At 55.9% G+C, this 26564-nt stretch carries 30 protein-coding genes and 1 pseudogene; 21 read left to right on the forward strand and 10 right to left on the reverse strand.

The genetic code is table 11. The annotated features are described in order from the left end of the window. The first annotated feature begins 394 nt into the window (after positions 1-394). The 3 genes from DAES_RS08015 to DAES_RS08025 all read left to right on the forward strand — a co-directional run bounded on the left by DAES_RS08015 (position 395) and on the right by DAES_RS08025 (position 2039). Positions 395-1165: a hypothetical protein gene (locus DAES_RS08015; protein WP_013514533.1), complete on the forward strand. Its 771-nt coding sequence runs from the start codon at positions 395-397 to the stop codon at positions 1163-1165. A 3-nt stretch (positions 1166-1168) separates the two neighbouring features. After that, entirely contained in the window at positions 1169-1447 is a 279-nt protein-coding gene (locus DAES_RS08020) for a hypothetical protein (protein WP_011367837.1), read from the forward strand. Positions 1448-1538: 91 nt separating this feature from the next. Next, positions 1539-2039, forward strand: a complete 501-nt coding sequence (locus DAES_RS08025) for a hypothetical protein (RefSeq protein WP_013258634.1) — start codon at positions 1539-1541, stop codon at positions 2037-2039. 423 nt (positions 2040-2462) lie between these two features. Here the strand turns inward: DAES_RS08025 and DAES_RS08030 are convergent, their stop codons facing one another. From DAES_RS08030 to DAES_RS08040, 3 genes are read right to left on the reverse strand one after another with little or no spacing between them, the layout of a single operon-like run. After that, on the reverse strand, positions 2463-3377 hold the full coding sequence (locus DAES_RS08030) for a site-specific integrase (protein WP_013514534.1): 915 nt from the start codon (positions 3375-3377) through the stop codon (positions 2463-2465). Next, a complete protein-coding gene (locus DAES_RS08035) occupies positions 3358-3732 on the reverse strand; it encodes a hypothetical protein (RefSeq protein WP_013514535.1) in 375 nt (124 codons plus the stop codon). Before DAES_RS08035 ends, DAES_RS08030 begins: the two co-directional genes overlap by 20 nt. Before the next feature lie 33 nt (positions 3733-3765). Then, positions 3766-3960 carry a hypothetical protein gene (locus DAES_RS08040; RefSeq protein WP_013514536.1) on the reverse strand — a complete coding sequence of 65 codons (195 nt, stop codon included), beginning with the start codon at positions 3958-3960 and terminating at the stop codon, positions 3766-3768. A 140-nt stretch (positions 3961-4100) separates the two neighbouring features. Here DAES_RS08040 and DAES_RS08045 point away from each other — a divergent pair, with 140 nt between their 5' ends. The 5 genes from DAES_RS08045 to DAES_RS08065 all read left to right on the forward strand — a co-directional run bounded on the left by DAES_RS08045 (position 4101) and on the right by DAES_RS08065 (position 8657). Then, positions 4101-4373, forward strand: coding sequence for a hypothetical protein (locus DAES_RS08045; protein ID WP_013258631.1), 273 nt, complete (start codon positions 4101-4103; stop codon positions 4371-4373). Beyond that, the gene (locus DAES_RS08050; RefSeq protein ID WP_013514537.1) at positions 4370-4648 is read left to right on the forward strand and encodes a hypothetical protein; all 279 of its coding nucleotides are present in this window, start codon (positions 4370-4372) and stop codon (positions 4646-4648) included. The genes DAES_RS08045 and DAES_RS08050 overlap by 4 nt, the downstream gene beginning before the upstream one ends. Then, positions 4648-6171 carry a terminase large subunit domain-containing protein gene (locus tag DAES_RS08055; RefSeq protein ID WP_013514538.1) on the forward strand — a complete coding sequence of 508 codons (1524 nt, stop codon included), beginning with the start codon at positions 4648-4650 and terminating at the stop codon, positions 6169-6171. Before DAES_RS08050 ends, DAES_RS08055 begins: the two co-directional genes overlap by 1 nt. Before the next feature lie 114 nt (positions 6172-6285). Beyond that, a complete protein-coding gene (locus DAES_RS08060; protein ID WP_013514539.1) occupies positions 6286-7794 on the forward strand; it encodes a phage portal protein family protein in 1509 nt (502 codons plus the stop codon). Beyond that, complete coding sequence (locus DAES_RS08065) at positions 7794-8657, forward strand: phage head morphogenesis protein (protein ID WP_013514540.1); 864 nt, start codon at positions 7794-7796, stop codon at positions 8655-8657. Before DAES_RS08060 ends, DAES_RS08065 begins: the two co-directional genes overlap by 1 nt. Positions 8658-8837: 180 nt before the next feature. Here DAES_RS08065 and DAES_RS17305 read toward each other — a convergent pair whose 3' ends face one another. From DAES_RS17305 to DAES_RS08080, 7 genes are all read right to left on the reverse strand, one after another. After that, positions 8838-10157, reverse strand: a complete 1320-nt coding sequence (locus DAES_RS17305) for a B12-binding domain-containing radical SAM protein (protein ID WP_013514541.1) — start codon at positions 10155-10157, stop codon at positions 8838-8840. Continuing rightward, the gene (locus DAES_RS17595; RefSeq protein WP_013514542.1) at positions 10150-10974 is read right to left on the reverse strand and encodes a prenyltransferase/squalene oxidase repeat-containing protein; all 825 of its coding nucleotides are present in this window, start codon (positions 10972-10974) and stop codon (positions 10150-10152) included. The genes DAES_RS17305 and DAES_RS17595 overlap by 8 nt, the downstream gene beginning before the upstream one ends. Beyond that, entirely contained in the window at positions 10964-12073 is a 1110-nt protein-coding gene (locus DAES_RS17310) for an amino acid--tRNA ligase-related protein (protein ID WP_013514543.1), read from the reverse strand. The genes DAES_RS17595 and DAES_RS17310 overlap by 11 nt, the downstream gene beginning before the upstream one ends. Continuing rightward, positions 12070-13281 carry a GNAT family N-acetyltransferase gene (locus tag DAES_RS08070; protein ID WP_013514544.1) on the reverse strand — a complete coding sequence of 404 codons (1212 nt, stop codon included), beginning with the start codon at positions 13279-13281 and terminating at the stop codon, positions 12070-12072. The genes DAES_RS17310 and DAES_RS08070 overlap by 4 nt, the downstream gene beginning before the upstream one ends. Before the next feature lie 260 nt (positions 13282-13541). Then, complete coding sequence (locus tag DAES_RS08075; protein ID WP_013514546.1) at positions 13542-13838, reverse strand: PqqD family protein; 297 nt, start codon at positions 13836-13838, stop codon at positions 13542-13544. Next, positions 13835-14887 (reverse strand): radical SAM/SPASM domain-containing protein, encoded by a 1053-nt coding sequence (locus DAES_RS17315; protein ID WP_013514547.1) that lies wholly within the window; start codon positions 14885-14887, stop codon positions 13835-13837. Before DAES_RS17315 ends, DAES_RS08075 begins: the two co-directional genes overlap by 4 nt. Further along, positions 14884-15072, reverse strand: coding sequence for a helix-turn-helix domain-containing protein (locus DAES_RS08080; RefSeq protein WP_013514548.1), 189 nt, complete (start codon positions 15070-15072; stop codon positions 14884-14886). Before DAES_RS08080 ends, DAES_RS17315 begins: the two co-directional genes overlap by 4 nt. A 227-nt stretch (positions 15073-15299) precedes the next feature. Between DAES_RS08080 and DAES_RS08085 the strand changes: the two genes are divergently transcribed. The 13 genes and pseudogenes from DAES_RS08085 to DAES_RS18095 form a co-directional block, all read left to right on the forward strand. Continuing rightward, positions 15300-17696: a DNA adenine methylase gene (locus DAES_RS08085; RefSeq protein WP_013514549.1), complete on the forward strand. Its 2397-nt coding sequence runs from the start codon at positions 15300-15302 to the stop codon at positions 17694-17696. A 12-nt stretch (positions 17697-17708) separates the two neighbouring features. Then, positions 17709-18071, forward strand: coding sequence for a hypothetical protein (locus DAES_RS08090; protein WP_013514550.1), 363 nt, complete (start codon positions 17709-17711; stop codon positions 18069-18071). A gap of 18 nt (positions 18072-18089) precedes the next feature. Continuing rightward, positions 18090-18953, forward strand: coding sequence for an HK97-fold major capsid protein (locus tag DAES_RS08095; protein ID WP_013514551.1), 864 nt, complete (start codon positions 18090-18092; stop codon positions 18951-18953). A gap of 19 nt (positions 18954-18972) precedes the next feature. Next, entirely contained in the window at positions 18973-19332 is a 360-nt protein-coding gene (locus DAES_RS08100; RefSeq protein WP_013514552.1) for a hypothetical protein, read from the forward strand. Then, entirely contained in the window at positions 19319-19783 is a 465-nt protein-coding gene (locus tag DAES_RS08105) for a hypothetical protein (RefSeq protein ID WP_013514553.1), read from the forward strand. Before DAES_RS08100 ends, DAES_RS08105 begins: the two co-directional genes overlap by 14 nt. Before the next feature lie 19 nt (positions 19784-19802). Continuing rightward, the gene (locus DAES_RS08110; RefSeq protein ID WP_236608483.1) at positions 19803-20129 is read left to right on the forward strand and encodes a hypothetical protein; all 327 of its coding nucleotides are present in this window, start codon (positions 19803-19805) and stop codon (positions 20127-20129) included. Further along, positions 20119-20604: a phage virion morphogenesis protein gene (locus tag DAES_RS08115; RefSeq protein WP_013514555.1), complete on the forward strand. Its 486-nt coding sequence runs from the start codon at positions 20119-20121 to the stop codon at positions 20602-20604. Before DAES_RS08110 ends, DAES_RS08115 begins: the two co-directional genes overlap by 11 nt. Positions 20605-20663: 59 nt before the next feature. Beyond that, complete coding sequence (locus DAES_RS08120) at positions 20664-21212, forward strand: hypothetical protein (protein ID WP_013514556.1); 549 nt, start codon at positions 20664-20666, stop codon at positions 21210-21212. A gap of 12 nt (positions 21213-21224) precedes the next feature. After that, entirely contained in the window at positions 21225-21482 is a 258-nt protein-coding gene (locus tag DAES_RS08125) for a hypothetical protein (RefSeq protein ID WP_013514557.1), read from the forward strand. A gap of 2 nt (positions 21483-21484) precedes the next feature. After that, positions 21485-23014, forward strand: coding sequence for a phage tail sheath C-terminal domain-containing protein (locus tag DAES_RS08130; RefSeq protein ID WP_013514558.1), 1530 nt, complete (start codon positions 21485-21487; stop codon positions 23012-23014). Positions 23015-23029: 15 nt separating this feature from the next. Continuing rightward, a complete protein-coding gene (locus DAES_RS08135; protein ID WP_011366977.1) occupies positions 23030-23491 on the forward strand; it encodes a phage tail protein in 462 nt (153 codons plus the stop codon). A gap of 15 nt (positions 23492-23506) precedes the next feature. Beyond that, positions 23507-24184, forward strand: a complete 678-nt coding sequence (locus DAES_RS08140; RefSeq protein WP_011367808.1) for a T4 family baseplate hub assembly chaperone — start codon at positions 23507-23509, stop codon at positions 24182-24184. A 328-nt stretch (positions 24185-24512) separates the two neighbouring features. Further along, positions 24513-25532 (forward strand): annotated as a pseudogene (locus DAES_RS18095) (phage tail tape measure protein); the annotation flags it as partial. Positions 25533-26564: the final 1032 nt, after the last annotated feature.

Genomic DNA, 26564 nt, shown 5'->3' on the forward strand with positions numbered 1-26564 from the left:
GACCACCGCACGCCAAACCATTGCCAGACAAGGCTTTCATGGCCTTTGCGGTGGTTGCGGTGGTAAATCCAGAGGTCTCACCCCCTATGGGCTGAAATATTTTTTCTACCTACCAACCCGATATCCCACACCAGAGAAATTCCGGCCCAGCGTGAAAGACATTCCCCAAATACCACCGCAACCACCGCACTCTCTCTTCTCTTTCTTCATAACTATCGAAAAACAATAAACAAACAACGCACCACTCCCTGCGGTGGGACGAGAAAACCTTCCACCGCACGACCACCGCAGCCACCGCACATATCCACCGCAGCTATTGGTCACCGACGGTTTCAGGGCCGCTCCGGTAAGTAACGGGAAAAGCGATTAACCCGTATTTCTGGAGCCTGAAACCATGAGCCTTCTGAAAACCATGATCAAGCACACCGCCGGAGGGCAGGAAGCCTCGGCCGGATGTGAAACCCCATTATTACCACCGCAACCACCGCAGCCCGCCATCTATGTCTCCACCGGGCTCGACATCCACGAGATCGAAGACGCCCGCGACTGGCCTGAAGACATGGAGATCGACGGCACGCTGTGTCGCCGTCTGTCGCCTGAATACTTTGCCTGGCTACGTTCCCGCATGGTCACCGCCCAAACCGCGCACAAGGCCGGAAAGCTCCCCGAGGATGCCTGGAATACGCTGCGGCAGCGATTCAACGCCATGCAGGAACTGTCCATCCGGGAGTTCTGCAAGGAACACTTGCAGGAGGTCCTGCAGTCCTTTTCCCCGAAGAACTACCAGCCACCCGCGCTTCGTCCCGAGTCCCAGAAGAAACCCGTCGAAGTTCCAAGAAAGGACTGGATTTATCCCGGGAACCAAGCTTGGAAATGTAAGCAGCCGGTGACTTCCCAGGCTGTCGCCAAGGTCGACGCCATCCGTGAGGAGGCCATGGCCAAGGGCTGGTCCGAGGCACGCCTCTTTCAGAACCAGGGCCGATTTCGGTTTCCCTGCGGCGAGGACTACGGCCTGGTCTGTTTCGTCGATGGCGATCAGGAGATTGGCGAGGTCACCGAGCGTTCTATCGAAATTATCCACGGGCCGAAGTCCGGGCGTCCCAGCACGCTGCGGTTCTACAACCCGGACGTGCCGCAGCCGTGGATGAAGAAAGTGGAGGATTGAGCCGTGAAGAAAAAGAAGCGCTACGCCAACGCCAAGGATGTCCTGCCCGAGGAACTCTTCGAGCAGATCCAGAAGCACTACACCGGAATTCTCTGGGTTCCTGCACCGAGCCGCTTCTACCAGGAACGCCGCGACCTAGTGCTTGCCCTTCATCTGCAGGGGATCAGCAGCCAGGAGATCTCCAACCTCGCCGGAGTGACCACTCGCCGGGTCAACCAGATCATCGCCGCCGAACGAAAACAGGACCGGGACCGACAGTTGGCCGCCGCTTCCGGTAAGTAACCACTGAACCGGCGGGAGCGCGTTTGGAGGCTAAATCGGCCTCCCGCCCCGCATCCCGGCTTGGGAAAACAATATTCGGCAGGATTTCCACGTGGCACTGAACAAACCGGACAAAGAGACGCTGGACCGCTGGCACCGCAACGAGGGTAAGACCGAACCGCCCCGGCGCGGGCCTGGTGCGCCCGAGGGCAACCAGAACCGGCTGCGTCACGGCATCTTCGCCGACCGCTGCCTGACTCCGGAAGAGAAGGTCATGTTCGACGCGATCATCGACCGCCTCAACCAGGACTTCGAGTTCAACAAGTCCAGCGACTTCCTGCAGGTGGAGTTGGTGGGCGTCTATTCGGTGAAGCTGGTCCGCGCCCAGATCGAGGGGAACACCGACGCCGCCGAAAAGCTCGACCGGATGATCCGCTGCCACATGAAGGATCTCAAGACCACCAAGATTGCCCGCGAGGGTGAGGAGCCGAAAGGCCCGCAGACCTCTCCGGCGGAATGGGCGGCGGCGCTGCTCGAGAAGGTGGCCGAGGCCGCCAACGCCCCGGCAACGAAAACCTCCGGCCGCAAGAAACGCGGAAAGAATTGCGGATAACACCATGGAGGGCTTTTCCGATGACCCCGTCACACGGCGACTTGCAGCAGACAACTTCACGTGGAATTGCGGATAAGACGTGTTCCTTGCACTTTCAGAATCGGCGTTCCCCGGCCGCCGACCATCATTTCCACTCATCACTACCCTCCAGCAGCTCTCAATATCCGCTTGGCATGTGTGCGCATAAGCCGAGCCGCATAAGCCAAGCAGATATTGCTATGTGCGGCCGACAGACAGCGAAGGAGAAATTCCGGTCAATCGAAATTTCCCGACCCGCCTGGCAGGATGCAACCCACTGTCATGATCATTCATCATCGGCGGATGTGTTCTTCTGCGGGCACTGTCATTCACTGTCTTCGACACTGTCTCGCCCAACGAAAACAGGAGCAGCCGGAGCCGCTCCCATCATCGATTGCAAAAAGATCAGAGACGTTCGAGGGCTTCCTCGAGCTGGCCGTCCACGAGGTGGGTGTAGATCTGGGTGGTGGACACGTCCCGGTGCCCCAAGGCCCGCTGCACCACGAGCAGGTCGTTGGTCGCGCCGTAGAGATGGGTGGCGAAAGTGTGCCGCATACCGTGCGGCGTCAGTTCCTTTTCGATCCCGGCTTTCCGCAGCCAGTGGGCGAGCCGGTTGGCGATCTGCCGCTGGCAGAGTCTGCTGTCCCGGTTCGACAGGAACAGGGCTTCCATTTCCGGGCGGCCGCGTCGACGGCGCTCGGCCAGGTAGCGGCGCAGCAACGTGCGGAGGTCGGTCTTGATGAACTTGACCTGCGGCACATTCCCCTTGGCCCACACCCGCAGATGCTTGGCGTCAAGGTCGATGTCATCCATGTCGAGCGCGGCCAGCTCGCCAAGCCTGATCCCGGTGCCAAGGAGCACCTCGATCATGGCGCGGTCGCGGAAGGCGGGAAAGTCGGTTCGGCCCTTGAGTTCCTTGAGCAGGCGTTTCTTTTCTCCGACGGTCAGGAACACCGGGAGTTTTCTTGGCAGACGGTGCATGCGGATGGACCGCGCCGGGTTGTCATCGACGATGCCCACATCAATGGCCCAGGCAAAGAACGCCCGCAGAGCCGCCTTCATGCGATGGAGCGACGCGGCTGAGCGCGGACCTCTTTCACTGTCAGCCACCGCCTCGGAGGAGAACACCTGGTCGAGGAGCCCTGGCGTAATCTCCCTGCAGATAATCCCGGCAGCCAGTTTCTCCGCCACGCGGGCCAACAGGGCGAGATCCCTGCGGTATGCGGCTATGGTCGCTGGCGAGCGTCCTTCGGCCGACAGGCTGGCACAGAACGCCTCTGTCGCGCCCGCCAGATCGAGGTCAGCCGTTCGATTGCTCATCGCTGGACTCCTTCACCCTGCTGTGGCCCATGGGCGTGCTTTTGGGCAGCGGCAACTCCTCGATGCGACCCGACTCCTTGGCCCAGACCATCATCATGCGGAACACCCGGACGGTCTTGGTGACGGTGCGCTCGGCCCGCTCCTTGCCGTCGGGGAGTTTAAGCAGCAGGTCGGACTTGTAGAACTTGCCGACCTGGGGAAGCCGGATCTCGGCGAGCTGGCGATCCGCGCCGAAGAAGGCCTCAACCACGTCGAGGTCCTTCCGGTAGGTGTAGAGGGTCCGCTCTTTCTTTCCAGATTCCCGCAAGTGGCCGATGAAGGCCTCGGCGGTCTGATGAACGGTGCAGTCAGTCATGTCTATGTCTCCTTTCAGGGTGGCCCGGCGTGTTCAGGACAAGAACTCGTCCAGCTCCCGCAGCAGCTCCTCGACGTGACCGAGGGAGCCGACGCTCGCCCAGGTGATGTCCGGCTGCTTCGCGTCCGCTTCGAGCTTGCTGCGAATGCCGTCGATCAGCCGGGCGATGCTCTCCTGTTTTTCTCGGTACGCCTTGAGTGCCTGCTGGCGGTTTCTGTCGTAGGTCATGGCCTGCCTCCGGTTCCGGTTTTCGTGGATGCGGGACCATCCCGCGTCACATCCAATGACGCTTCTATTTCGTTGAAAATCAAGTGTTTGCAGAGATCTTTCTGCATGTACCCCAAACCCATAACCCAAAGGAGATCAACATGTTGAAGAAGACCCTCGAATGGACTATCCCGCTGGTCCTGGCCGGGATCATGACCGGTTGCGCCACCTACCGGCCTCCGGCCCAGATCCAGTCGGCGGTGGCCACCGTCAATCGCCACACACCCGAGTATGTGACCGAGGCCAACAAGGCGCTGCGCGAGGTCGGCCACCCGGACGCTGAGCGCCTGACCGGTGTTGGCCTGCGCCTGCAGACCGCCGTGGACGCCCTTGACCAGTGGGCCAATGGTTCGAATCAGGAGGCAGGCCAATGAAAGAGATCCTGCAGGAGAACAGCGATGCCGTTCGCCAGGCCGGTGAGGCCCTGGTCGAAATCGGTACCGAACTGGCGGCGGGACGGATCGAGAGCGCCCTCGGCCGTCTGGAAGTGGCCCAGCAGCAGTACCGGGTCTGGGCGGAACTGGACCAGGCCATCATCGACATTCAGGAAGCTGTCCACGATCAAAAGAACACCCTGGCCGTGCAGCAGATCCTGACGGAACTGGTGGGCACCATCCTCGGCAATGCCTTGAGGACGGGATTGCACTGATGGCAGTAACCGACAAGGAGCGCAAACTCGCGGCGACCCTGAGCGATCCCGTGTTGTGGGGGCAAGCCTACCTCTACAACCGGGATGGCTCAGGCCGCGACTACTGGCCGCATCAGGTGGAGGACCTGCGCTGTCTGGCCAGGAACATCATTCACCTCGACGGCCGGGACGTGGGCAAGTCCATTGTGCTCTCGACCGACGCGCTCCATTACGCCTTCACCACCCGGGGTGGCCAGGGCCTGATAGCGGCCCCGCACCAAGGGCACCTCGACAGCATTATCGAGGAGATCGAGTACCAGCTCGACACCAACCCGGATCTGATGAACAGCATCGCCGTGACCAAGTACGGCAAACCCAAGATCCATCGCAAACCCTATTTCCGGCTGGAGTTCACCAACGGTTCAGTGCTCTATTTCCGTCCGGCTGGGGCCTATGGCGATTCCTTTCGCTCCCTGCATGTGGGCCGCGTCTGGGTCGATGAGGGAGCCTGGCTGACGGAGCGGGCCTGGAAGGCGCTGCGCCAGTGCCTCAAGACGGGGGGAATTCTGCGCATCTACTCCACGCCCAACGGCCTGCGCGACACCACTTACTACCGGCTCACCTCGTCCGACCAGTTCCATGTGTTCCGCTGGCCGTCCTGGCTCAATCCGCTCTGGACCGAGGACCGCGAGTCTGAACTGCTGGAATTCTATGGCGGCCGGGACAGTTCCGGCTGGCAGCACGAGGTGGCCGGTGAACACGGCAAGCCCTCCTATGGGGCCTTCAATGTCGAGCAGTTCAACCTCTGTCGGCAGGATTTGCTGGAGTATCAGAAGATCGTCATCACCGATTCCGAGCTGCGCGATTGCGACACCGAGGAAGCGGCCCACGACCGGATGGAGATGCTGCTCAATCTCACCCCCCGCAGCGGGCAGTTCTGGATCGGCGGTGACCTGGGCTACACCAACGATCCTACCGAGATCATAGTTTTCCAGGAAATGGAGGTCGGCGAGCGGACCCTGCTGAAGATGATCCTGCGCGTGCATCTGGAACACGTTTCCTATCCGCATATCGCTCAGATCTTCGCCCTGCTGGAGCGGTACTACACCCCTGCAGGCATCGGCGTGGACAACGGCGGGAATGGACTGGCCGTGGTGCAGGAACTGCTCACTCTGGACAAATACAGGGGGCTGGAGCTGGAAGGCAGGCTTAAGGGATACGACTTCGGCGGCATGACCCGACTGGCGGTGCGCGATGGCAAGGAAATTAAGAAGCGGACCAAGGAGCTGATGACCAGCCTCATCAACGGGGCACTGCAACGCAAGCAGCTCATTTTCCCCTCGGACGACCTGGAGGTGGAAGACCAGTTCACCACCCACACCTACACCCTGCGTGACGGCAAGATCATCTATTCCAAGGGCAACGACCACATCATCGACGCGGTGCGCTGCGCCATGCTGATCCGGGAAGAAGGTAACCTCGACCCGGTCGGCGAAGAGGTGGTTTCGCTCAAACCCGTGCTCACCAATCCGGTCTTCATCTGATCGCATCCTCCGACGCTTTCCACCCCGCTCCGGTAAGTAACCGGCATCGAGCCGGGTTCGGCCCACACGGGCCGGATGTGCGGCTGTCATGGCCGAAACTACCGAGAGGATCACGTGGAAAGCACCGCCCATCAGGACGAACAACCCGAAAGCCTGGACACCACCGGCTTTGTCATCGCGCCGCTGGCCGCAGCGGCCGCGCTCGACTCGGCGGCCTTCAGCAAGGTCAACGCCGCCGAGGCTATTCCGGCCACCTGGGAAGAACGCGCCCGTAAGGCCTGGGAATACTACGTCGAGGAGCCGCTGGTGAAGAACTGCGTCAACTCCTGGCGCACCTTCGCCGTGGGCGACGAGATCAAGATCACCAGCGATGACGAGACCCTCAAGGAGCAGGCACTGGAGGCCGCCTGGCGGTTGAACATCACGCAATTCATCAAGGACATGGTTCTTCAGCTCCTGGTGAAAGGCGACGCCATCGGCTTCAAGCGCTTCACCAAGTCCGGCCAGGACATCGAGGAGCTGGTCTGCGTCAACCCGGTCTCGGTCAAGGTCAAATACGCCCAGGGCGAGCTGATCGAGGCCCGGCAATTTCCCGAAGACACCCCCGGCGGCGGGGAATCCATCCCGCTACCCGTCGAACAGGTGGTCCACCTCAAATGGGACGCACCGGCCTTCTCGCCCCGGGGCAACTCCCTCGTGCTTCCAGCCTTTCAAGCCATCGAACTGCTGCGCGATTACCGCCGGGCCGAACAGGCCATCGCCAAGCGCTGGGCCACGCCCTTTCGCCTGCTCAAGGTGGGCGGCGCGTTCGGCCAGAAGATGGTGATGCCGGACCAGCGGATGCTCGAACAGGTCCGCGACATGGTCAACAAGATGGACATGAAAAGCGGCTTGGTGGTCCCGTTCTACGTCAATGTCGAAACTCACGGCACCGACGGCCAGGTCCTCAACGTCGAGGACAAGGTCAAGGAGGTGAAGGAAGACATCGTGGTGGCCCTGGGTCTGTCACGCTCGCTGGTGACCGGCGATGGCCCTAATTTCGCCACCGCCTCGGTGAGCATGCAGAAGATGATGGTCATGATCCGCGAGATCAAACAGGCCGCACGCAAGCTCCTCGACTGGGTGTTCGATGACTGGATGGAGCTGAACGGCCATGGCGACAAGAGCATCCAGTTCATCTTCAACGACCTCGACCCCAGCGACGCGGTCGATTTCAAGAAGCTCCTCATCGAACTCTACGACCGCAAGCTCATCAGCCGCTCCAGCCTTCAACTCAAGATGGACCTGGACCCGGACATCGAGGCCGCCAACCGCGAGACCGAACGTAAGCAGATCGACCTGATGGACGAGAAGCAGGTGAAGCCGGTGGTGGATATGGTCGTCTCCGGCATCCTCAGCGTGCCTCGCGCCCGGAAGATGCTCGGGATTCCGGCCGAGGACGATGAACCCACGGCGGAGGCGGCTTTGGTCTGGTCGGGCGATCTGGAGTCCACCGGCGATGCGGCCGTGTGCGACGAGTGCAGCCACTTCATTGCTGACACCAACCACTGCCGGGTCCACAACAGCGAGCGCACCTTCGACGCCCCGGCCTGTCGTTTCATCGACCGCCGGGAGCCTCGCTGATGCCATCGGACCTCAAGCAGCGCATCCAGGACACCACCCTGAAAAGCCTGACGGCCCGCAACCGCTATAACGACCAGGTCACGGCCCAGCTCACTCAGGCGCTGAAACAGGCCGAAGACGAGGTCGCCCGCGCCATTCTCCAGTACCGCTCCCTCGGCTCCCTGCCGGACAACAAGCTGGCTGCATTGAAAGGTCTGGAGAAACTGCAGGGCGAGCTGGACGATGTTCTGCGCCAGTTGAAACGGGATCAGACGCTTGTCTTCCGTAAAAGCACCAAGGATGCTTTCAAGGGCGGCATCGCTCAGGGTATTTCCGAGCTGACATCCGCATCGCTGCCTTTCTATGCCGACCTCAAGCCTGATAGCATCGACAAGCTGGCCACAAAGGTGTTCACCATCGTCGACACCAATGCCCTCGACTTCATGACGCAGTACAACCTCACGCTTGCCGGTGACGTAAACCGGGAACTGGCCGACGGAATAAAGCGCGTCATCATGCAGGGAATAATAGAAGGAAAAGGAACGGATGATATTGTCCGGGACCTCGGACGGGTTGTCATTTACAAAGACTCTTTCAAACAGGCCGGAACAAAAGTCTTCAGCAAGGCGCAGTACCGAATGGAAATGATCGCCCGGACTGAGGTGTTGCGGGCACACAACATGGGGCGAATCAAGTTCCACCAGCATGTCGGAATTGAGAAGCTGGAGTGGATGACCATGGGGGACGAGCGAACCTGTCCGGTATGTGGTCCGCTCGATGGTAAAACCTTTCCAATTGATAAATTCCCGGGGCAACCGGCACACCCATTCTGCAGGTGCACCAACCTTCCTGTGTTGAGTGATATCAAACTGAAAAATATTTGAGACGCCATTCCGACACATTTCAAAGCCTTCCGGTAAGTAATCGCTGAAACCATAATGAGGAAAGTCTATGAATTACAAAAACCACTTGATTGCAAACATGAAAGTCGCCATTAGATGTTTTGTATTAATGGTGTTCCATACCTTGCACGGAATAATTCCCTGCAAATATACAAGCCATGATTATTGGGGGATTTGACTGCTCAGGAAATAAGGAGTTCCGTTATCCTTAATTTTACGCAGCATTTTAATTCTTTTTAATTTTTGAAATTTTGAAACGAAATCACTCTTAAATGCCATGAGTTCACTTTTTGAATACTTGGATAACCCGTTTTCAGAGCAAGAAAATAGGTGAATTTTCCCTTCTTTCACTTTGTCCGGCAATCCTTCATATAGTTCCGAGCCTATCATGTAATCCAGCAACTTAACATTTACATCATCAAAACGACTATGGATTGCATAATTAAGTGATTCTTGAATCGTCTCTTCATCGTCATCAGGTGCACCTACAATGAAATTACCGATTGTAAATACACCCACTCGGTCGGCTTCTTCTAAAATTTCATCCAACAATTTAAAATCAATACTTTTTTTATAATAGTCTAAGATGCTTCTATTCTTGGATTCTACGCCAAAGCTGATGACTGAGACCCCGGCTTTTTGTGCTACAGATATGAACTCCTTGTCGATTTTTGCCCAAGAACTAATCGCAATTTTCAAGCTATGAGTTCCCTTCAATTCGGCAAATTTGTTCAAGATTTTTTTTGCTCGTCCAAGGTTCGCAGTGAAGTTTTCATCAGTGATCCAGATATTATTTATCCCAGAGAAAATTAATTCCTGAAAATCAGTGTAAATCTTTTCTTCACTGAAAAACCTAAGCTTTTTGTCCCACCCTTTACGTTGGCAAAAAGAACAGCTTCCAGGGCAGCCTCTACTTGTTTCCAGTAATGCAGAAGGGGCTAAGTGTGCTTTTTTGTTTAATCGCTTACCCTTTATTTGTTCCTCATCCAATAGTTGCCTGTCTGCAAAAGGTACTCTTGATAAATCAGCTATTGTTCCCAGGCTGATAAAATTATTCTTTATTTCACCTCCTGCGAGAAATCCATTAATGATTCTTGGAAGTTCAACTTCTGGCTCACCGGAAACCGTGAGATCAAAGACCGGAATAGATTCATTAACAAGAGTACAATGTTTTCCTATTGCAACGGTTAAAACCTCATCTCTGTACTCTTTTGTTAATTGAGCAATCTGGAAGCCGTTGGATACATTTGCGGATCTTTTTAAAGGAAAAGCATCAAGCTCAACAATTACACAATCAATATTGTCGATACTTTCATGAAATTTTTGCTCGTCAAATTTCTCAACAGAATAGTCAACAAATTTTACCTTAAAATCCAAATCCTTAAGTGAAGAGGATAGGTATAAAAGCTGCAGTGAGTAGCCAAACCGATGGTCTTTATCAAAATCGGGTTCGGGATAAACAAGAAGGATTGATTTATTCATTTACAGTTCCAAGGTATTCATTGAGCCTTTTTAATGCATGTAAGCCCCAAGAAGCACCGTCCTCAATTTCATGAAATGCCCATATCCCATTCTTCAATTGATTGTCTTCCAGCCATTTAAGTGTGTTTTTGAATAGATCAACTGGGACCATGTCTTTATGTCGCAACAATCCCAAGATGGCGATCGACGTACAAAAAACATCGCTTGCGACTGGGTGTTCTTTCCAAGGAGCAAAGCTTCCATCTTGTCTTTGATTCATGGAAAGCCATGAGACTGTATCGCTTATTATTTTGCTGTCCTGCGGAACATATTCACTGGAAGAGAAAGCCATTAAAGTGTAAGCAGCTTTGTATGTAAGCGAGTTTATTTCTGATTTCCATAACTCTTCTAATTTTTGCAAATAACATTGTTTTTGAAGTTGGGGGATCATATCCAATAAAAGCCCCGATACCGGAATCCTTGACATATCCCTGGAAGACCGTCCCCATAAACCACTTTTGTTCGTGTTTGCTTCCAGATAATTTATTCCATTATCAATAATCTCTTGATGTGTATTTTTATCATAAAGAGATAGGAAAACGACGTTCCAGATAGTGTCTGTGATAGCAACCCAACCCCCATCTTCATTCTGTTCATTCTTGCAACGATCAATAATCCACTTGGGTATACTACTGGGTGAAAGTCCAGACATTAATAACAGGCTGGCGGTCTTGGTAATTCGTCGTAACTCTAACTCTTTGGCCAACATTTCCTTGAGCATAGCTCGCAAAGAAGTAGTAGCCTTTAACACGGATAAATTTGGTAGTTTATTTCCCATATTTCATGGTCTCGCTAATGTTTTTGTCTCTATAAAAACAATTAATGGCTCGGATATTTGTTATGCCAAAAAGCCACATTGCTAATCGCTCAATTCCGAGTCCAAATGATAAGATCTTTATGTTTGGCAATGGATTGAGGTCTACATACCAATTTAGTTGGTCGCACAAATCAAGTTTTTCAAACTTGCAGCGCAAAAAAGATTCTCTTGTATCTCGTAGGCATCCTTCTGCAACTTCACCCACACCAGGTGCCAAAAAATTCAATGAATAAGTGTATTTGTCGTCAATTGGCAATGCAGACCAAGTAGAAATTTTCGAAGGAAAATGAATAACCGTAGTAGGGCCGTTTTTTGAAATTTCACGTTCATGCTTTCCAAGTCCTTTATTTAGAAGGCCGTACTTGCAATTCAAATCGGCATATGAAACGATAGGTATGTCTTCAAATGGCAACGCCTTTATTTGATCAGGAATTATTTTACTTACTCTATTAAAAATGTCTGAGATAAATTTCGATAATTCACAAATCAGATCTTCAAAGCAATGGCCTACAAATGACACTTCCAGCATGTCAAATTCAGAAAGGTGCTTGGAGGTTTTTGATGGTTCTGCCCTGTAACATCTCTGTATAGAATAAACTTTTCCCATATTGGCAGCCATTACCGTAGAATATAAAGCATTGCTGGATGACAACCGGGCTTTCTTTCCAAAGAAGTCAATCTCAAAAATATCACCTTTATTATTGCCGGGATGGATGCTGGGCAACCTGACTTCAAAAAAGTTGTTGTCATAAAAATAGTTTCTTATTTGATTCAGCAATATCGCATAGTTTTTTGCATTTGCTGATTCAGGAATAACGCCCTTGTTGCTTTTCTCTGCGCCAACTAATTCTTTGGCATGAATCTCACCATTTTGCTGATTTGTATTTATTGTTATGTAGTCGTTTATTTTTAAGTTTTTAAGCTTATCATAGCCAACTGCTTGGCCGTGTGTCGCGACAATATTGAATGTTTCGGCCCCATGAGAAACTGTTATAAAAGTTATCTTCCCCAAACATTTAATGTCTGTGACCATGCCGGATATGAATGATTCGTTTTTCACCCCAATCTCCAGTTTATCATCGTCTTTTTAGGAGTGAACGTTGGCGTGAAGCCTAACTTTTTTGCAATATTGACCATCGGGTCATTGGACGAGTACGTTTTCATTTCAGCATAACTCAAGGCCTTTGTGACCGACTCAATCAGTAGTCGTCCGATTCCACTGCCACGGGAATTGGCTGGCACGTAGACTTCTTCAATGAGAGCACCATTCTCTGGCCTGTCACTTTTTCTCAGGAATCCAAGGATCTGTCCTTTGCTGTTCTCTGCTACAAAAACGTGTTTTGGCTTGCGGAGCATCTGCTTTAAGAACGATGACTTCGCACTTATGGCAAGCAATTTCCTTTCAGGCTCTGATATGCCTTCGAGCATGTTAATGAGAGTGTCGGAGTCATGGTCACATGCGCGTCGTATCCAAATGTTATCTGCCTGAAAAAGATGCCGAAAATTTTCACTAAGGATCTTCTTTCTTGAGTCGTCTGAGAGTTTGGAAGATGAGATGAATTCACACTCGAGTTTGTAAACATCTTCATCCTTGTCTTTGTAAAACGGGAAATCCGATCCCCAAAGAACATGCTCATCTCCCACGAGATTTATTAACTCCGCAAGACTTGCTCCGTTCGTTCTGATTGTAGACGTCTCAAAGTAGAGATTGCTCCGATTCTTGCTTGCTGCGAGAATATCTTTAACATTGTCAACTAAGCCTTCATCTGAGAATGGTTGTTTCCGTGCACAATGGGCTATGATCACCTTAAGCTCTGGAAAGTTAGATGAAATTTCAGATATCTTTTTTCGCCATTCGTTCCTATGGGCATGAATAAGTAAAACTTTCCCTGTTTTCCGAAGGAGATCATAAATGGGAAACATTACGTCATTGGAGATTTCGAGGTAGAAGTGTTCCTTTATCCCATATATGTTGGTAATGTTGGCCTCTATACTTCTTATGTCATCAGGCAACAACAATGGTAAAATTAATGTCGGTTCCTTTTGTGCACATTCGAGTATATACTTATTGGCTGATTCCCTTTTTACTTCGTTAAAAGGGAATGGGAATGCAAGGCACTTTGTAACTCCCTTCGCACTACTGACCCTAAGGTAGTTGCTAAAAGTATTGGCTGTAGCATTATTGTAGGCCGGAAGCGAGCTGTGCCCTTCTTCAATATTTTTAATTTTCGCTACGCCTATATGAACATGGGAATCAAATAAAAGCATTGCATATCCTTAAATGTTAACAACCAGCCTCCTTGTGCAAGGAGGCTGGTTGTTGTTGGTTTTAGTTGCAGTTACAGTTAGTGCAACCAAAACACCACTTACCCTGACAGAACTCAGCCCAAATCTCTTCGGGAAAAGTCATGCCATCGAGCTCTTCAAACACGGGTTCTTCATAAGTGACCATTATAACCTCCTTGCATTAGGATGTTTTACAAAGGCGAACCTAACCATTAGGCTCTACCAACCCTGTAAACTGCTGCTTACTCATTTTCAACAAGAACGCCACTCTCTGTCCATTTTTCCATAAGACCAGAAAGATCATTGATTAAGATGCCTTTCTCAACCGAGAACTTTTTTGTCAGGTTGTCTACGACGGCAGAGAAGGATACGTTCTCGGAGAAACTTTCCAGAATGGTAAAGGACGTTTCGTTGAGCTTGAATATTTTCCCTGTTGAAACATTAAAAAGGAAAAAGTCCTTTTCTCCATCATTACCCCGGTGCAACATATAGTCATCGGAGAGAATAAAGAATTTGTGCATTATGTCATCAAGGTTCATTGTGATTCTCCTGTTTTATATTTCCAGCATAATGGATCTTGCGCTAAATAATCCCCGTTCTCTGCATAAGCAGCAGCCCTGCAACCTCCGCAGCGGCCCAAGTCTTCACATGTGCCACATGAGGATGTCATTCGATTTTTTCGTCTTATATTCCACAGAATATCTGACTTGTACCAAATCTTAAAAATACCATCGTTAAGTACGTTGCCTATGGGGATAGGTAGCCGCCTGCAAGGATATGCCGTTCCATCATGCATAATGCATAAACTTGAATAACCGACTGGGCAGAATCCTCCGAGAGATTCATCAATCAGATGCCACAACGGTCGAGATGTTCTGATCTTAAGTTTTCTCCCGCTGCTCTCGATCTGTTTTTTCTTCTGCTTAATCTGCTCATAAATTTCTTTTAATCTGTCTGCGGACAGCTTCAATTGATCAGAATCAGAATTCCCTAAGGGAGTGTAGCGCTCAATTGTTAACGCATCTATCCCCATTCTGTCTGCCAGATCAATGATGTCCGCTACAGATCCTGCATTTTCTTGATTCAGAGTGAACATTACGGCAGTGGGAATGCCGACCAAGATAAGTTTTTCTAGACCATTAATTGCTTTGCTGAAACTCCCTTTCCCCCTCATAAGGTCGTGAACCTGTTCAGTTCCACCATCAATGGAGATCTGCACCTCTTTCAGCTTCTTAAATTTTGTGAGCTTGGCAATTTTCTTGTCATCTATGAGAGTTCCATTTGATAAGATCCCAGCCCAGTAGAAAGCCTTATCCTTCTCGATCTTATTAAGGAGATGCAATAGCTTTTCAAATTCAAGAAAGGGCTCACCTCCTGTAAGTGAAATCCTTCCATTTTTTTTCCATGTTGAAATGGCCTTCGATAATTCAGCATATATTGCATCAAGCTGGGCAACAGGCACAGGTTGAGCCTTATAATCTTCTTGGTAGCAATGCCGACACCTCAAGTTGCATGATTCCAGAAAATGCCATTGGATATAAAATCCCGAATTCTCAACCTGTGAGGTGTCGTCAGTTATTTTAGTCATTGAAATTCCTTAAATTTCTTACTTTTAACCCAGACGTCAATCTCGTCCCGGTCAAACCTCCACTGGGTTCCGATCTTGGAACCGGGCAGCTCGCCTTTTTGGGCCATCTGATAGAGCTTGCTGCGGCTCATTTTCAGATAGCCGGAAAGCTCCTCGATGGTCAGCCATTTGTCTTGTGATTCCATGTTAGTCACCGCTCATCTGAATTCTTAGCAACAAATAATAACATAAAATAACGAATGACAGGCATATTTTCAAGCCAAATCTCGGAAACTTCGAGGAAATTCCCGGCTGAACCCCGACCGCTGAAATTCACCGTCACCCTCCGACACATCGCCGACGCTTCCGGTAAGTAACCGCTGAACGCTCCCCGCAGGTCGCGGAGAGCACAGCAAACTGACCGGAGACGTTGATGGAACTGTTCGCCACAGACCTGGAAAGGCTGGCGTTTCTACTGGAGGCCGATGCGGCGCTGACTCTCGATCCCGATGTGCTCGGGTCCGAAGCCGCCGAACAGTCCGCTCCTGAAGAGCTCCCTCCCGAGAAACGCCCCAAATACATCACCAACTACATCGGCAGTAAGCAGAAGCTCGTCGACTGGATCTGGAAGCATACCCCGGAAGGCACTGGCACGGTGCTGGATGCCTTTTCGGGGTCTGCGGTCGTGGCCTACATGTACAAGACCAAGGGCCTCCAGGTCATCGCCAACGACCGGCTCCGCTACTGCCACCATGCCGCCAAGGCGATCATCGAGAACAACTCGGTTCGCCTGAGCGAGGACGAGATCGAGGCGCTCCTGGCCGACAACGCCAAGGCGGGCAGCTTTGTTCAGGACAACTTCAAAGGCATCTTCTTCGCCAAGGGCGTCCACGCGCTGATCGACACCATCCGCGCCAACTGCGACAAGCTCTCCGGCTTCAAGAAAGACATCGCCCTGTTCGGCCTCGGCAAGACCTGCATGAGCGGCAAGGGCGGCTTCGGCCACTTCTCGTCGTCCACCGATTATGGCCGCCGTCAGGACACCCCCGACGAATTCAAGGATCGACTGCGCAAGAACCTGCAGCGTATCAACGCCCTGGTCTTCGACAACGACAAGGAGAACAAGGCATACCGGCAGGACATCAACGACCTGCTGCCGAAAGCCAAGGCGGATCTGGCCTACTTCGATCCGCCCTACGCCACCGAGTTTTCGACCACCAACTACGAGCGGGCCTACCACTTCGTGGAGGGGCTCATGACCTATTGGGAAGGGCTCGAAATCAAGGCCGACACCAAGGTCAAATATTACGAGACCGACCACAAGACCGTCACCAAGGCCAACGCCAGCGAGTTCTTCCAGACCTTTCTCGGCAACGCCAAGCACATCCCGCACTGGCTGATCTCCTACCGCGATCACGCCTATCCCAACGAGCAGGAGATGAAGCGGATCATCGGCTCCTTCGGCAAACAGAGCCGGATGAAGTCCAAGGATCACCACTACGCCATCACCTCCAAGCACGGCGAGGCTTCAAACGCCAAGGAGCGTCTGTTCGTCTGCGCCCCCGGGGCCAAGGCCAGCGCCGAGCGGGAGGAGAAACCCGTTCCGATGGCCGCCGCCGCGAACTTCCACACCAGCATCCCCGTGGATATCCGGCTGGGCGAAGGCGAACGCCTCACGACCGAGGCCATGGATGTCGGCTCGGCGGGCGACCCCCAATTCAGCTTCGTGCTCTGCCGCACCGGCACCAACAAGAACGGCGATCACTTCACCGCCGAGGAGTTGTCCGGTCGGCATATGACGGCCGTGAACAAGAAGGTCGATCTGCAGCATTCACAGGAGTTCAACGACATCGTGGGCGGCATCGTCGCCGCCGACTACCTGGAGGACGACAACGGCGGCCGCGTGGAATGCGTCGGTGAGCTGTACGTCCACGACACCCCGGCCGCCCGGCTGGCTTACAAGCTGATGAAGCGCGGGATCATCTCCCAGGTCTCCATGGAGTGCGACTACCAGGAGGGCGAATGCTCGGTCTGCCACAAGCGCTTCCAGAACAAGGCCGACTACTGCACCCACCTGCGTAAATTCAAGGGCCGTGATTTCAATGGCCAACCCGTTTTCGAGATTCTGCACGGCGTCACTTTCACCGGACTGGGACTGCTCGACCGCAAGGGCGCGGACGAGAACGCCAGGATTCTGCAGGTGGCGTCCCTTCAGAGCCAGCCCGACCAATCCCAACCCGAAGGAGATTCCACGATGGAAGACAAAACCAAACCTACCGATGAACCGGCCGTCGAAGCGGCCAAGAAGAAACCCGCCCAGCAGGAAGGCGATCCCGCTCGCGTTACCGACCTGGAAAAGGAAAACCGGCAGCTCAAGGCCCAGGTCGCCGAGCTGCAGAAACGCGTCCAGGAACTGGAAGCCGAACAAAAGGCGGCCGCCTGCCGCTCCCGGGCCAAGAAGCTGCTCATCCGGCTGGAGAAGCAAGGGCTCTCCTTTGCTTCCGATGAGGACCGGGAAGCCGAGCTGAAACGCCTGGCCGAACTGTCCGACGAAGCCTTCGCCGCCACCGAGGCCGCTTACGAACGCCTGCCCAAATCGGCCAAAGCGGACAAGGACAAGGAAGAGAAACCCGCCGACAGCGACCAGGGCGGCAAGCCCGCCGCCAAGGCGTCGACGGAAACCCCGCTGCGCAGTGACGCTGGTGTCCGTCCCCACGATGTGGATGACCGCAAGGTGTCGCTCGAGGATCGTCTGCGCGACGGGTTCATGGCCGCTTACCGCAACCGTGTCGGCGAGGACTCTCCCGAACACTCGGAACACAACGCATAAGGAGGAAACACCATGTCATTCATTAATCCGTGTCACCGCAGCCTCGCCTACGGCGATGGCCACATCCAGGGCGACGGGCAGCTCGGTCAGATGGTCCGCGTAGTCGGCAACGACCTGTTCGCCGTCAACACCGATCCCACCAAGCGCTCCTTCGGCATCCTGATCAAGGACTACGCCGGTGGAGAGATGCCCGGCATCTACTGCGACGGCGGCGTTTACGAGACCGACGTCTTCGAAGGGACTATCGCCGCCGGGGATGACCTGAAAGTCTCCGCCAACGGCCGACTGACCAACGGTATCGCAGCGGGAGAACGCCTGGTCGCCCACGCCATCTCCGTACAGAGCGGCGTTCTCAAATTCCGTCTGTTCGTCTAACCCAAGGAGCCAACGCACATGAAAACCAATCAGTTGAAGATTCATTCCCAGGAATACATGGAAACCATGGCGCGGCTCATGAGCGAGGCTCTCGAGTCGCCGGAAGGCATGCGGGCATTGGCCGCCGCCATTGCCGCGCCTATCGAACAGGAGATCAAGCGCAAGGAGATCTCCTCGCTGTTGCTCACCAAGCACACGCTGCCCAAGGGCGAACGCCCGGTCTACCAGAAGAAACCGACCGTCAAGGCCCACTGGATCAGCAAGGATGGCGACGCCCAGGAGCAGGAGGTGGGCAAGGACGAGGTCGAGTTCCCCACCAACCGTATCCACTCCAATCCGATGGTGGATGTTTCCGTCCTCAAGAATGGCAACATCGGCACGCTGATGGACATCCAGACCAGCGCCGCCGACGCCATCCGCAAGGAGATGGACCGCCGTACCATCTCGGTGTTGTCCTCGGCCATCCCGGCGTCCAACATCATCGAGGTCACCGGTGACGTGCTCACCGAAGAGGCGCTGAACGAGGCCATCTCGATCATCGAGGACCTGGAGCTTTCGGTGAAGTACATCGTCATGCGCGGCCGCCGGTTCAACGACATGCGCGGCTGGAATCTCGATCCCCAGACCAAGCTCGAGCTGCGTCAGAAGGGTGTCATCAAAAACTACGGCACCGGCGGCATTCTGCTGACCGCCTCCATGCCGTTGGACGAGATCATCATCGTCCCGGATGAAGAGGTCGGAAAGATGCCGGTTCGCGAGAACCTGAAGACGGAGTCCATCGACCAGAAGACCCGCTTCAAGACCGGCTGGTTGGTGTGGTCCGAGATCGGTCAGGGCATTACCCGCCCCGACATCATGGCCAAGGTCAAACTGGTTCCGTAATCTTAGGAGGTGACGTGAGATGAATCGAATCAAGAACATCCGTCCCGGCGTTCTGGTGATCCCCGACGCCGGGTTGAAACTCAAGCCCGGCCAGGTGGTCGAGGTGGAACGCCTCACCAAGCAGATCCAGGCGGCGCTCAAGAACGGCCGCCTGGCCATGGCCGACAAACCGAAGCAGGAACCGGTCGTGAGTCCCGAGCCCGACCAGGACGCGGAACCGGTGGACCTGAGTAAGCTCTCCGCCACCGACGCCATCTCCAAGGTCAACGAGGAGGCCAATCCCGAGACCCTCAAGGGCTACATGGAAACCGAAAAACGCCGCACGGTGATCGACGCGCTCAAGAGCCGTCTGGAGGGCATGCAAGGTGCTGCTGAGTGATCTGATCGCCGACCTGCGGCTCGATCTTTCCGATCCGGGCGCATCTCTCTTCGAGGACCAGACTCTGGATAGATGCGTCCGGAAGGCCGTTTTTCGAGTCGGCCGCGATCTTGACCAAACGCTGACGGTAACGGCCGGAGAGATCATCCCCGATCCCTCCGGAGAGGTTCGGGAGCTCTTGGTGATCATGGCACAGATCCACGCCTGCCAGGTCATGCGGTCGGCCACCGCCAACGCCTTTTCTTTTTCCAGCGGCGACAAGCGGGTGGACAAAACCGGCCAGCCTGGCCATTGGGCCAAGCTCGAGGCCGATCTGCTCGCGGACTACCGCCAGCGGCTCACCGAGTTGCGCCCGGCCACCCAGCTCGACCGGGAAGCCTACATCCTGACTCCGGGCGGCCTCACGCCGGTCATCTACGAACAAGGGATCGACCTCGATGTTGTTGAATGACCGGGAACGCGCAGAAGCCGTGGCCGACGTCGCCCGGCTGATCCTCTCCTCGGGTCAGACCGCACGCATCCTGCGCGTAGTCCCCGGCGACCGGCTCTACGGCACCGACGACGCAGAATACGCGGAAGTCTCACTCATCCCCCTTGAACTGAACGAAACCCCGCCGGAGGAGCTGAGCGGCAAAATCGACGCGCTCGCCTGCGTCCTTCCCGATGCCGACGTCCAGGGTGAAGACCGCCTGGCCACCGGTAGGGAAACCTATCGCATACAGAGTGTGGAAGAAGAACACTTCTTCGGCACCGTCACCCACAAAAACCTGCAACTGGTGAAACTCAATGGGCGTTAGGCGGACCGGTGACTGGGACAAGGCCCGCGCCAAGCTGACCACCGGCATGGGGCCGCGCCTGGCCACGGCCCTGCGTCAGGCCACGATCCGCAACGCTCTTTTTCTGGTGCGCGAGATCCAGCGGGGGATTCGCTCCCAGGCCCCGGGCGGACAAGCCTTCGTGAAACTCGCCGAGAGCACCATCGAGCGCAAAGGTTCCAGCAAGGCGCTCATCGACACCGGCTTTCTCGTCAACGCCATCACCCAGAAGATCATGGCCGACAAGGCGTTCGTCGGCCTGCTGCGCGGCACCGTCAACAAGGATGGGGAAGACATGGTGAACATCGGTGCCGTCATGGAGTACGGGGCCACCATCAAACATCCGAACGGCGCGACCATCATCATCCCCGCCAGACCCTTTCTGCATCCGGTGATGGAGAAGTACCGCGAGCAGATCCTCCAGAACTATCGCGAGGCGATCCGCTCCGCGCTTTGAGCCTCCGACACATCGCCAGCGCTTCCGGTAAGTAACCAGGCAGAAAACGGAGGCGTCCTTTGAGCACGATACAGACCGTCACAGAAACCCTGATCCGCCTGGCCAAGCAGGCCATCCACCCGGACACCGTGCTGGTGTTCCCGGATGACCTGTTCGAGGTCCAGCGCACCCCCAGCGTCATCCTCCAGGGGCCGAAGCTGACGGAAGATCGTTTCCGCCGCAGCCAGAGCCGCCTGTTCGAGAAGAATGTCGCGGAGCTGAGTTTCGAGGAGTGCCGATTTCCCCGGCTCTATCACCTCGATTTCGATCTGGTGGTGACCGTGGACCGGGAGGCCGAACTGCTCGGTTTTCACGAGTCGGTTTCGCGGTTCCTCCAGCTTCACCCGGAGATCGCCATCGCCGACCAGGGCAGCCTGAACCTCACGGAACTGGTTCCTCTGGGCGGCCTGGCCCGGGTGAATCTCTCCAACCTCCGGCAGAGCTCCGGACGCATCCGCATCGAATCCTGCCCGGTGTACGACGGCGACCTGCGAGACGGTCGGCTGATCCGGGATCGGACCTTCCAGTTTCACGGCGACGTGACAGAGCAACGAACCATTCAACCGTAAAGGAGAACAACCGTGATCGAGATCAGAAACCTGCAGTTCCAACCCCTGACGTTCAACCTCTCCGGCCAGGGAACCCTCCACCTCGGGCCGCGAGAACGCAAGAGCATCGCCCGCAAGGATCTCTCAGCCGAGATCAAGACCGCCGGAAAACGCGGCCTGGTGCGCATCACCGACCTGACCGGCGGCGCGGCACCGGAACCGGAAACGCCTACTGCGACCGAGGACGCCGGAACCGATGAGGCCAAGACCACCAGCAAGCGGAGGAAATAACCATGCCGACCTATCTATCGCCCGGGATTTACACCCGGGAAACGGATTTCAGTTTCTATGTGAAGCAGATCTCGACCTCGTCGGCCGCCATGGTCGGGGTGGCCGAGAAAGGCCCCATCAACAAGCCCGTGCTGGTGACGAGCTGGGAGCAGTTCATCAACCGTTTCGGCTCCTACATCAATGAGAGCTATCTGGCCTACGCCGCCCGGGCGTTTTTCGACAACGGCGGCTCGGTCCTCTATGTCATCCGCATTGCCCATCTCACCGATCCCACCGACCGGGACACGCTGACAGCGCTCAAGTCTTTCATCGTCCTGCAGAACCGGGAGGCCACGCCCGCCGACGCCCTGCGAATCGAAGCCGTGAACGAAGGCGTATGGGGCGACCGGCTCTCCGTCTCCATCGAGGACGGCTCTCTCGATCCGGCCAACCATTTCAACCTGGTGGTCCGGCACAAAGGCGATGTGGTCGAGGTGTTCAAGGACCTGAGCATGGACGAGACGCTGCCCAACCATGTGGAGCTGGCGATCAACGACCGCTCGGATTTCATCCTGGTCCAGGATCTGGCAGCCGTGTCGGGAACGCCCGGCGACCGTCCGGCATTGGGCGTGTTCACACTCACCGGCGGTGACAACGGGCTGACCGACCTGGCCGATGCCGATTTCATCGGCGATCCCTCGCAACATACCGGCCTCTATGGCTTTGACGAGATCGACGCACTGAACCTGCTGATGGTCCCCGGCGTCACCACGGTGCCGGTCATCAACGCCGGAATCGCCTATGCCGAAGGGCGCAAGGACCTGCTGTTCATGGCCGACACGCCCATGCATCTGGAGCCGCTCGAAGCGGTCGACTTCCGCGAGGGACAAGGGATGTACAGCCACGCGGCCTTCAACTCCTCCTACGCGGCGCTCTATTACCCCTGGTTGGAGATCAGCGATCCGGTGAACTCGCGCAAGAAGCTGGTGCCGCCCTGCGGCGCGGTGGCGGGATGCATCGCCCGCAGCGACCAGAAGACCAACGTCTGGAACGCGCCCGCCGGTATCGACCGTGGCCGCATCTTCAACACGCTGTCCCTGGCCTACAAGACCAGCCGAGGCGAACGCGATGTGCTCTATCCGGAGGGGGTCAACGTGATTGCAGTGTTCCCCGACACCGGCATTAACATCTGGGGGCAGAAGACGCTGCAGAGCCAGCCCTCGGCCGTGGACCGCATCAACGTCCGCCGTTTGATGATGTTCATGGAGGAAGCCATCTCGGAATCCTCCCGCTTCGTGGTGTTCGAGCCGAACCATCCCCAGACCTGGCGTGCCCTCGGCCGTCTGATCAACCCATTCCTGCAGGACATCAAGGACAAGGGTGGTCTCTACGACTTCGCCTTCCAATGCGACGAGGAGACCAACACTCCGGCAGTCATCGACCGCAACGAAATGGTGGCCCGCGTGTTCGTCAAGCCGACCAAGACGGCGGAGTTCATTGAGTTGAACTTCATCCTGACCAGCACCGGCGCGGACTTCAAAGAAATCATCTAACGGGAGAACAAGGCTATGAGAAGCGGAAATATGCCCAAGAGCCTTTACCAGAACTGGCAGTTCGCCATCGAGGTAAACGGCTTCGACGTGGCCCTGTTCCACAAGGGACAGGAGCCCAAAACGGAATTCGAGGAAGTGGCCTTCGCCCCGGCCGGTTCGATGTTCGATCAGAAGGTGGCTGGCCGGGTCAAGTTCGAGGATATCACCCTCGAGAAAGGAAACCTGCAGGACGGCTCCGACGAGGCTGCCCGGGAATGGATCAAGAAACAGGTGGACGTGAATGCCGTCACCGGCGGCCTTCCGGCCGACTACATGCGCGATATCGACGTTGTCCGTTACGACCGTACCGGTAACGAGACCCGCCGCTGGACCCTGCATGGAGCCTGGGTCAAGGCGCTTGAATACGATGAACTTGAAGGTGGCAACACCGAAAACACCATCGAGAAGCTGACCATCTGCTTCCAGTACTGGACCTAAACCGGAGGATCAACCATGTACAGCTTTGAACTGCCAAGCGGCATTGAACTTGAGCTCCGGGAGATGACCGGTGCCGAAGAAGAATTACTGACCAACCAGCGCCTGATCCGTTCCGGAGAGGCGATCAATCAGGTGCTTCGCAACTGTTTCGTGAAGCTAGGCGACAAGACCGATCCGGATATCGGCGAGGTGATGAACCTGTTGTCGGGAGACCGTCTTTTTGCCCTGGTCCGCCTGCGTCAGATCTCTCTCGGTGACGAGGTGGAGCTGGAGCTGAGCTGCCCCAACACCGCCTGCCGCATGACCAACTACGTGACCGTCAACCTCGAAGAGCTGAAGGTCACGCCTTACGGGGAACAGCGGGAGTTCGAATTCAAACTGCCCGGCTCGAAGAAAGCTGTTCGTTTCGGCTATCTCGATGGCAACAAGGAAAAACGCCTGGCCAGCCTGCGTGAGCCGAATATCACTTCGGCCATGCTGATCCGGATTCTCGACATCGACGGCAAGGCACCCACCAAGAAAAGCCTGGCGGAAATGTCGATGCGCGACCGCAGCACCCTGCGCCAGGAGATGTCGCGGGTGGACGCCGGAATCGACACCTCGGTCGAGATGGAATGCGACGGCTGCGGCACCCGTATCCGTACCCGCCTGGAGGCGGAACCGGCTTTTTTGTTCCCCGGAGTTCGCTTGTAAGCGACGTTTTTTTTCTCGCTTACGGCGGACTGCACTGGGGCTATTCGGAAACCCGCTCACTGCCGCTCAGGGTCCGGCGACAGTTCGTCGAGGCTCTTGAGCGGCAGCTTGATTTTGAACGAGAGCAAACGGAACGGCATAAATGAACGGTGATCTCGGACTGGGCATAGTGGTATCGATGAAGGATGCGTTTTCGCAGAACGCGCAGCGCGTCCGTGGTTCCATGATGGACCTCGATTCCACCGTGGCGGATGCCAGCGAGCGGATGACCCGCAACCTGGACCGCATCCAGCAAGGGACCATGATGCTGGGGGCGGGACTGGCCCTGATGGCAGTACCCGCCGCCCTGTTCGCCTCCACCGCCGCGACTCAAAAGGCACTGGGCGAGCTGGCGTCCCTCGGCGTGCAGGACCTCCGGGCCATCGAAGATGCCGCCGAATCCTTCACCAACCAATGGTCCGGTGCCGATAAGGCCGCCTTTGTGGCCGCCACCTACGACGTGAAATCGGCCCTGTCCAACCTGAGCGACGGGGCCGTGGGTGTTTTCACTTCCATGGCCGCCATGACCGCAAAGGCAACCAAGGCCACCACCCAGGAGATGGTGGGCACCTTCACCACGGCCTACGGGATTTTCAAACCCATCATGGCCGACATGACCGACATGGAATGGGCGACCGCCTTTTCCGGGGCCATGGCGCAGACCGTGGCCTCGTTCAAGACCAATGGCACTCAGATGGCGGACGCTATCAAAAACATCGGTGCGGTCGCGGCGGCGAGCAACATCCCTCTAAACGAGCAGCTCGCCGTGCTTGGTCAGCTTCAAACCACTATGCCCGGTTCCGAGGCGGGCACGCTGTACAAGGCGTTCATCATGAAGGCCGCCGAGGCGGGTGATGAACTCGGCCTGTCCTTCACCGACGCCAGCGGCCGCCTCAAGGGCGTGGTTCCCATCCTGCAGGAGATCAAGCGCCAGTTTCCCGATCTTTCCAACGCCGCCGCGCAGGTGAAACTGAAAAAAGCTTTCGGCTCCGACGAGGCGGTTAAATTCCTGTTGCAGATGTCGGCGGGAGTGAATTCCCTCGAAGGCAATATCCAGTCGGTGGGCCGAGCCATGAAGACCGGCACGGCGGTCACCGAACAGATGGCCGACGCCATGAACCAGGACATCGGAGCCCGGTTCCTGCTCCTGCGCCAGCAGATGGCCAACCTCAGCGAAATTCTGGGGCGCACCTTGCTGCCGGTGGTGACACCGGTCATCAACGGCGTCTCCCGCGTTATTCTCTTCCTGCAGCGCATGGCCAAATCGATGCCGGGCGTGACCCGGGCGATCCTGGGACTATCCATGGCCCTCGGCACCATTCTGGTCGTGGCCGGAGCCGTCACCGCCGCCGTGGGGATGGTGGGACTCATGCTTCCCGCTATCAAGGCCGGGTTCGTGGCCATCAGCGCCGCGCTGGCCGGGGTGGGTTCGGCGGTCGCGACCTATTTTCTGCCAGTTACCGCGATTATTGCTGGCGTGATCCTCTCGGTTTATTTGCTCAAACGCGCCTGGGAAACCAACTTCGGCGGCATCCAGGACGTCATCACCGGGGCCTGGAACAAGGTCTCGCTGGTCTTCCGGGGGATCAGGGAGCTTGTGGGCTCGCTCAGCGGCGGTGTCGGACAGATGTCGGCCGAACTGGCCCAGAAGCTCCAATCCGCCGGTCTGCTGGGCTTCGTGGTCACCGTCTTCAAAGCCTATTACCGCGTTCGTGAGGCACTGGCCGGATTGTGGGGCGCTTTTTCCCATGCCTTTGGTCGCATCCGCGCCATCCTCGAACCGACCGTCCGCACCCTGATGAGCGCCTATGCGGCGCTGGCCAGCGCGGTCTTTTCGGTGGTGGAGATCTTCGGCGTGGCCGCCAGCGCCACCGACGGCTCGTCCTGGCGCACCTTCGGCACGGTTATCGGCACCGTCGCCGGTGTGCTTCTTCAGGGGTTGGCATTCGCGCTGAAGATCGTGGCCTGGAACCTGTCGCTCATCGTCCGAGCCCTGGCGGTGGTGGTGCGCAGCGTGGTCTGGGTCGGCAAGGTCATCGTCGGGTCCCTGGTCGGAGCGGCCAAGTTTATCTACAAGTTCCTGTTGCCCGTGCGCATGATCGGCGAGGCCTTCGTGGCCGCCGGAAAGATCGTCTATGCGGTCTGGCAGGTGCTGACCGGCGACATTTCCCTGCTGGACGGTCTCAAGGCCATCGGCGGCGCGGTCTACGATTTTGTTGCCACCCCGTTCCGCTGGGCGCGGGATGTGGTGGTCGGTGTCTGGAATTTCTTTTCCGGCATTTTCACCTCCATCGGCCGCCTGGTGGCCGACGCTGCCGGACAGATCGGCCAGGCGATTCTG

The organism is Pseudodesulfovibrio aespoeensis Aspo-2, from assembly GCF_000176915.2.
GTDB classification, from domain to species: domain Bacteria; phylum Desulfobacterota; class Desulfovibrionia; order Desulfovibrionales; family Desulfovibrionaceae; genus Pseudodesulfovibrio; species Pseudodesulfovibrio aespoeensis.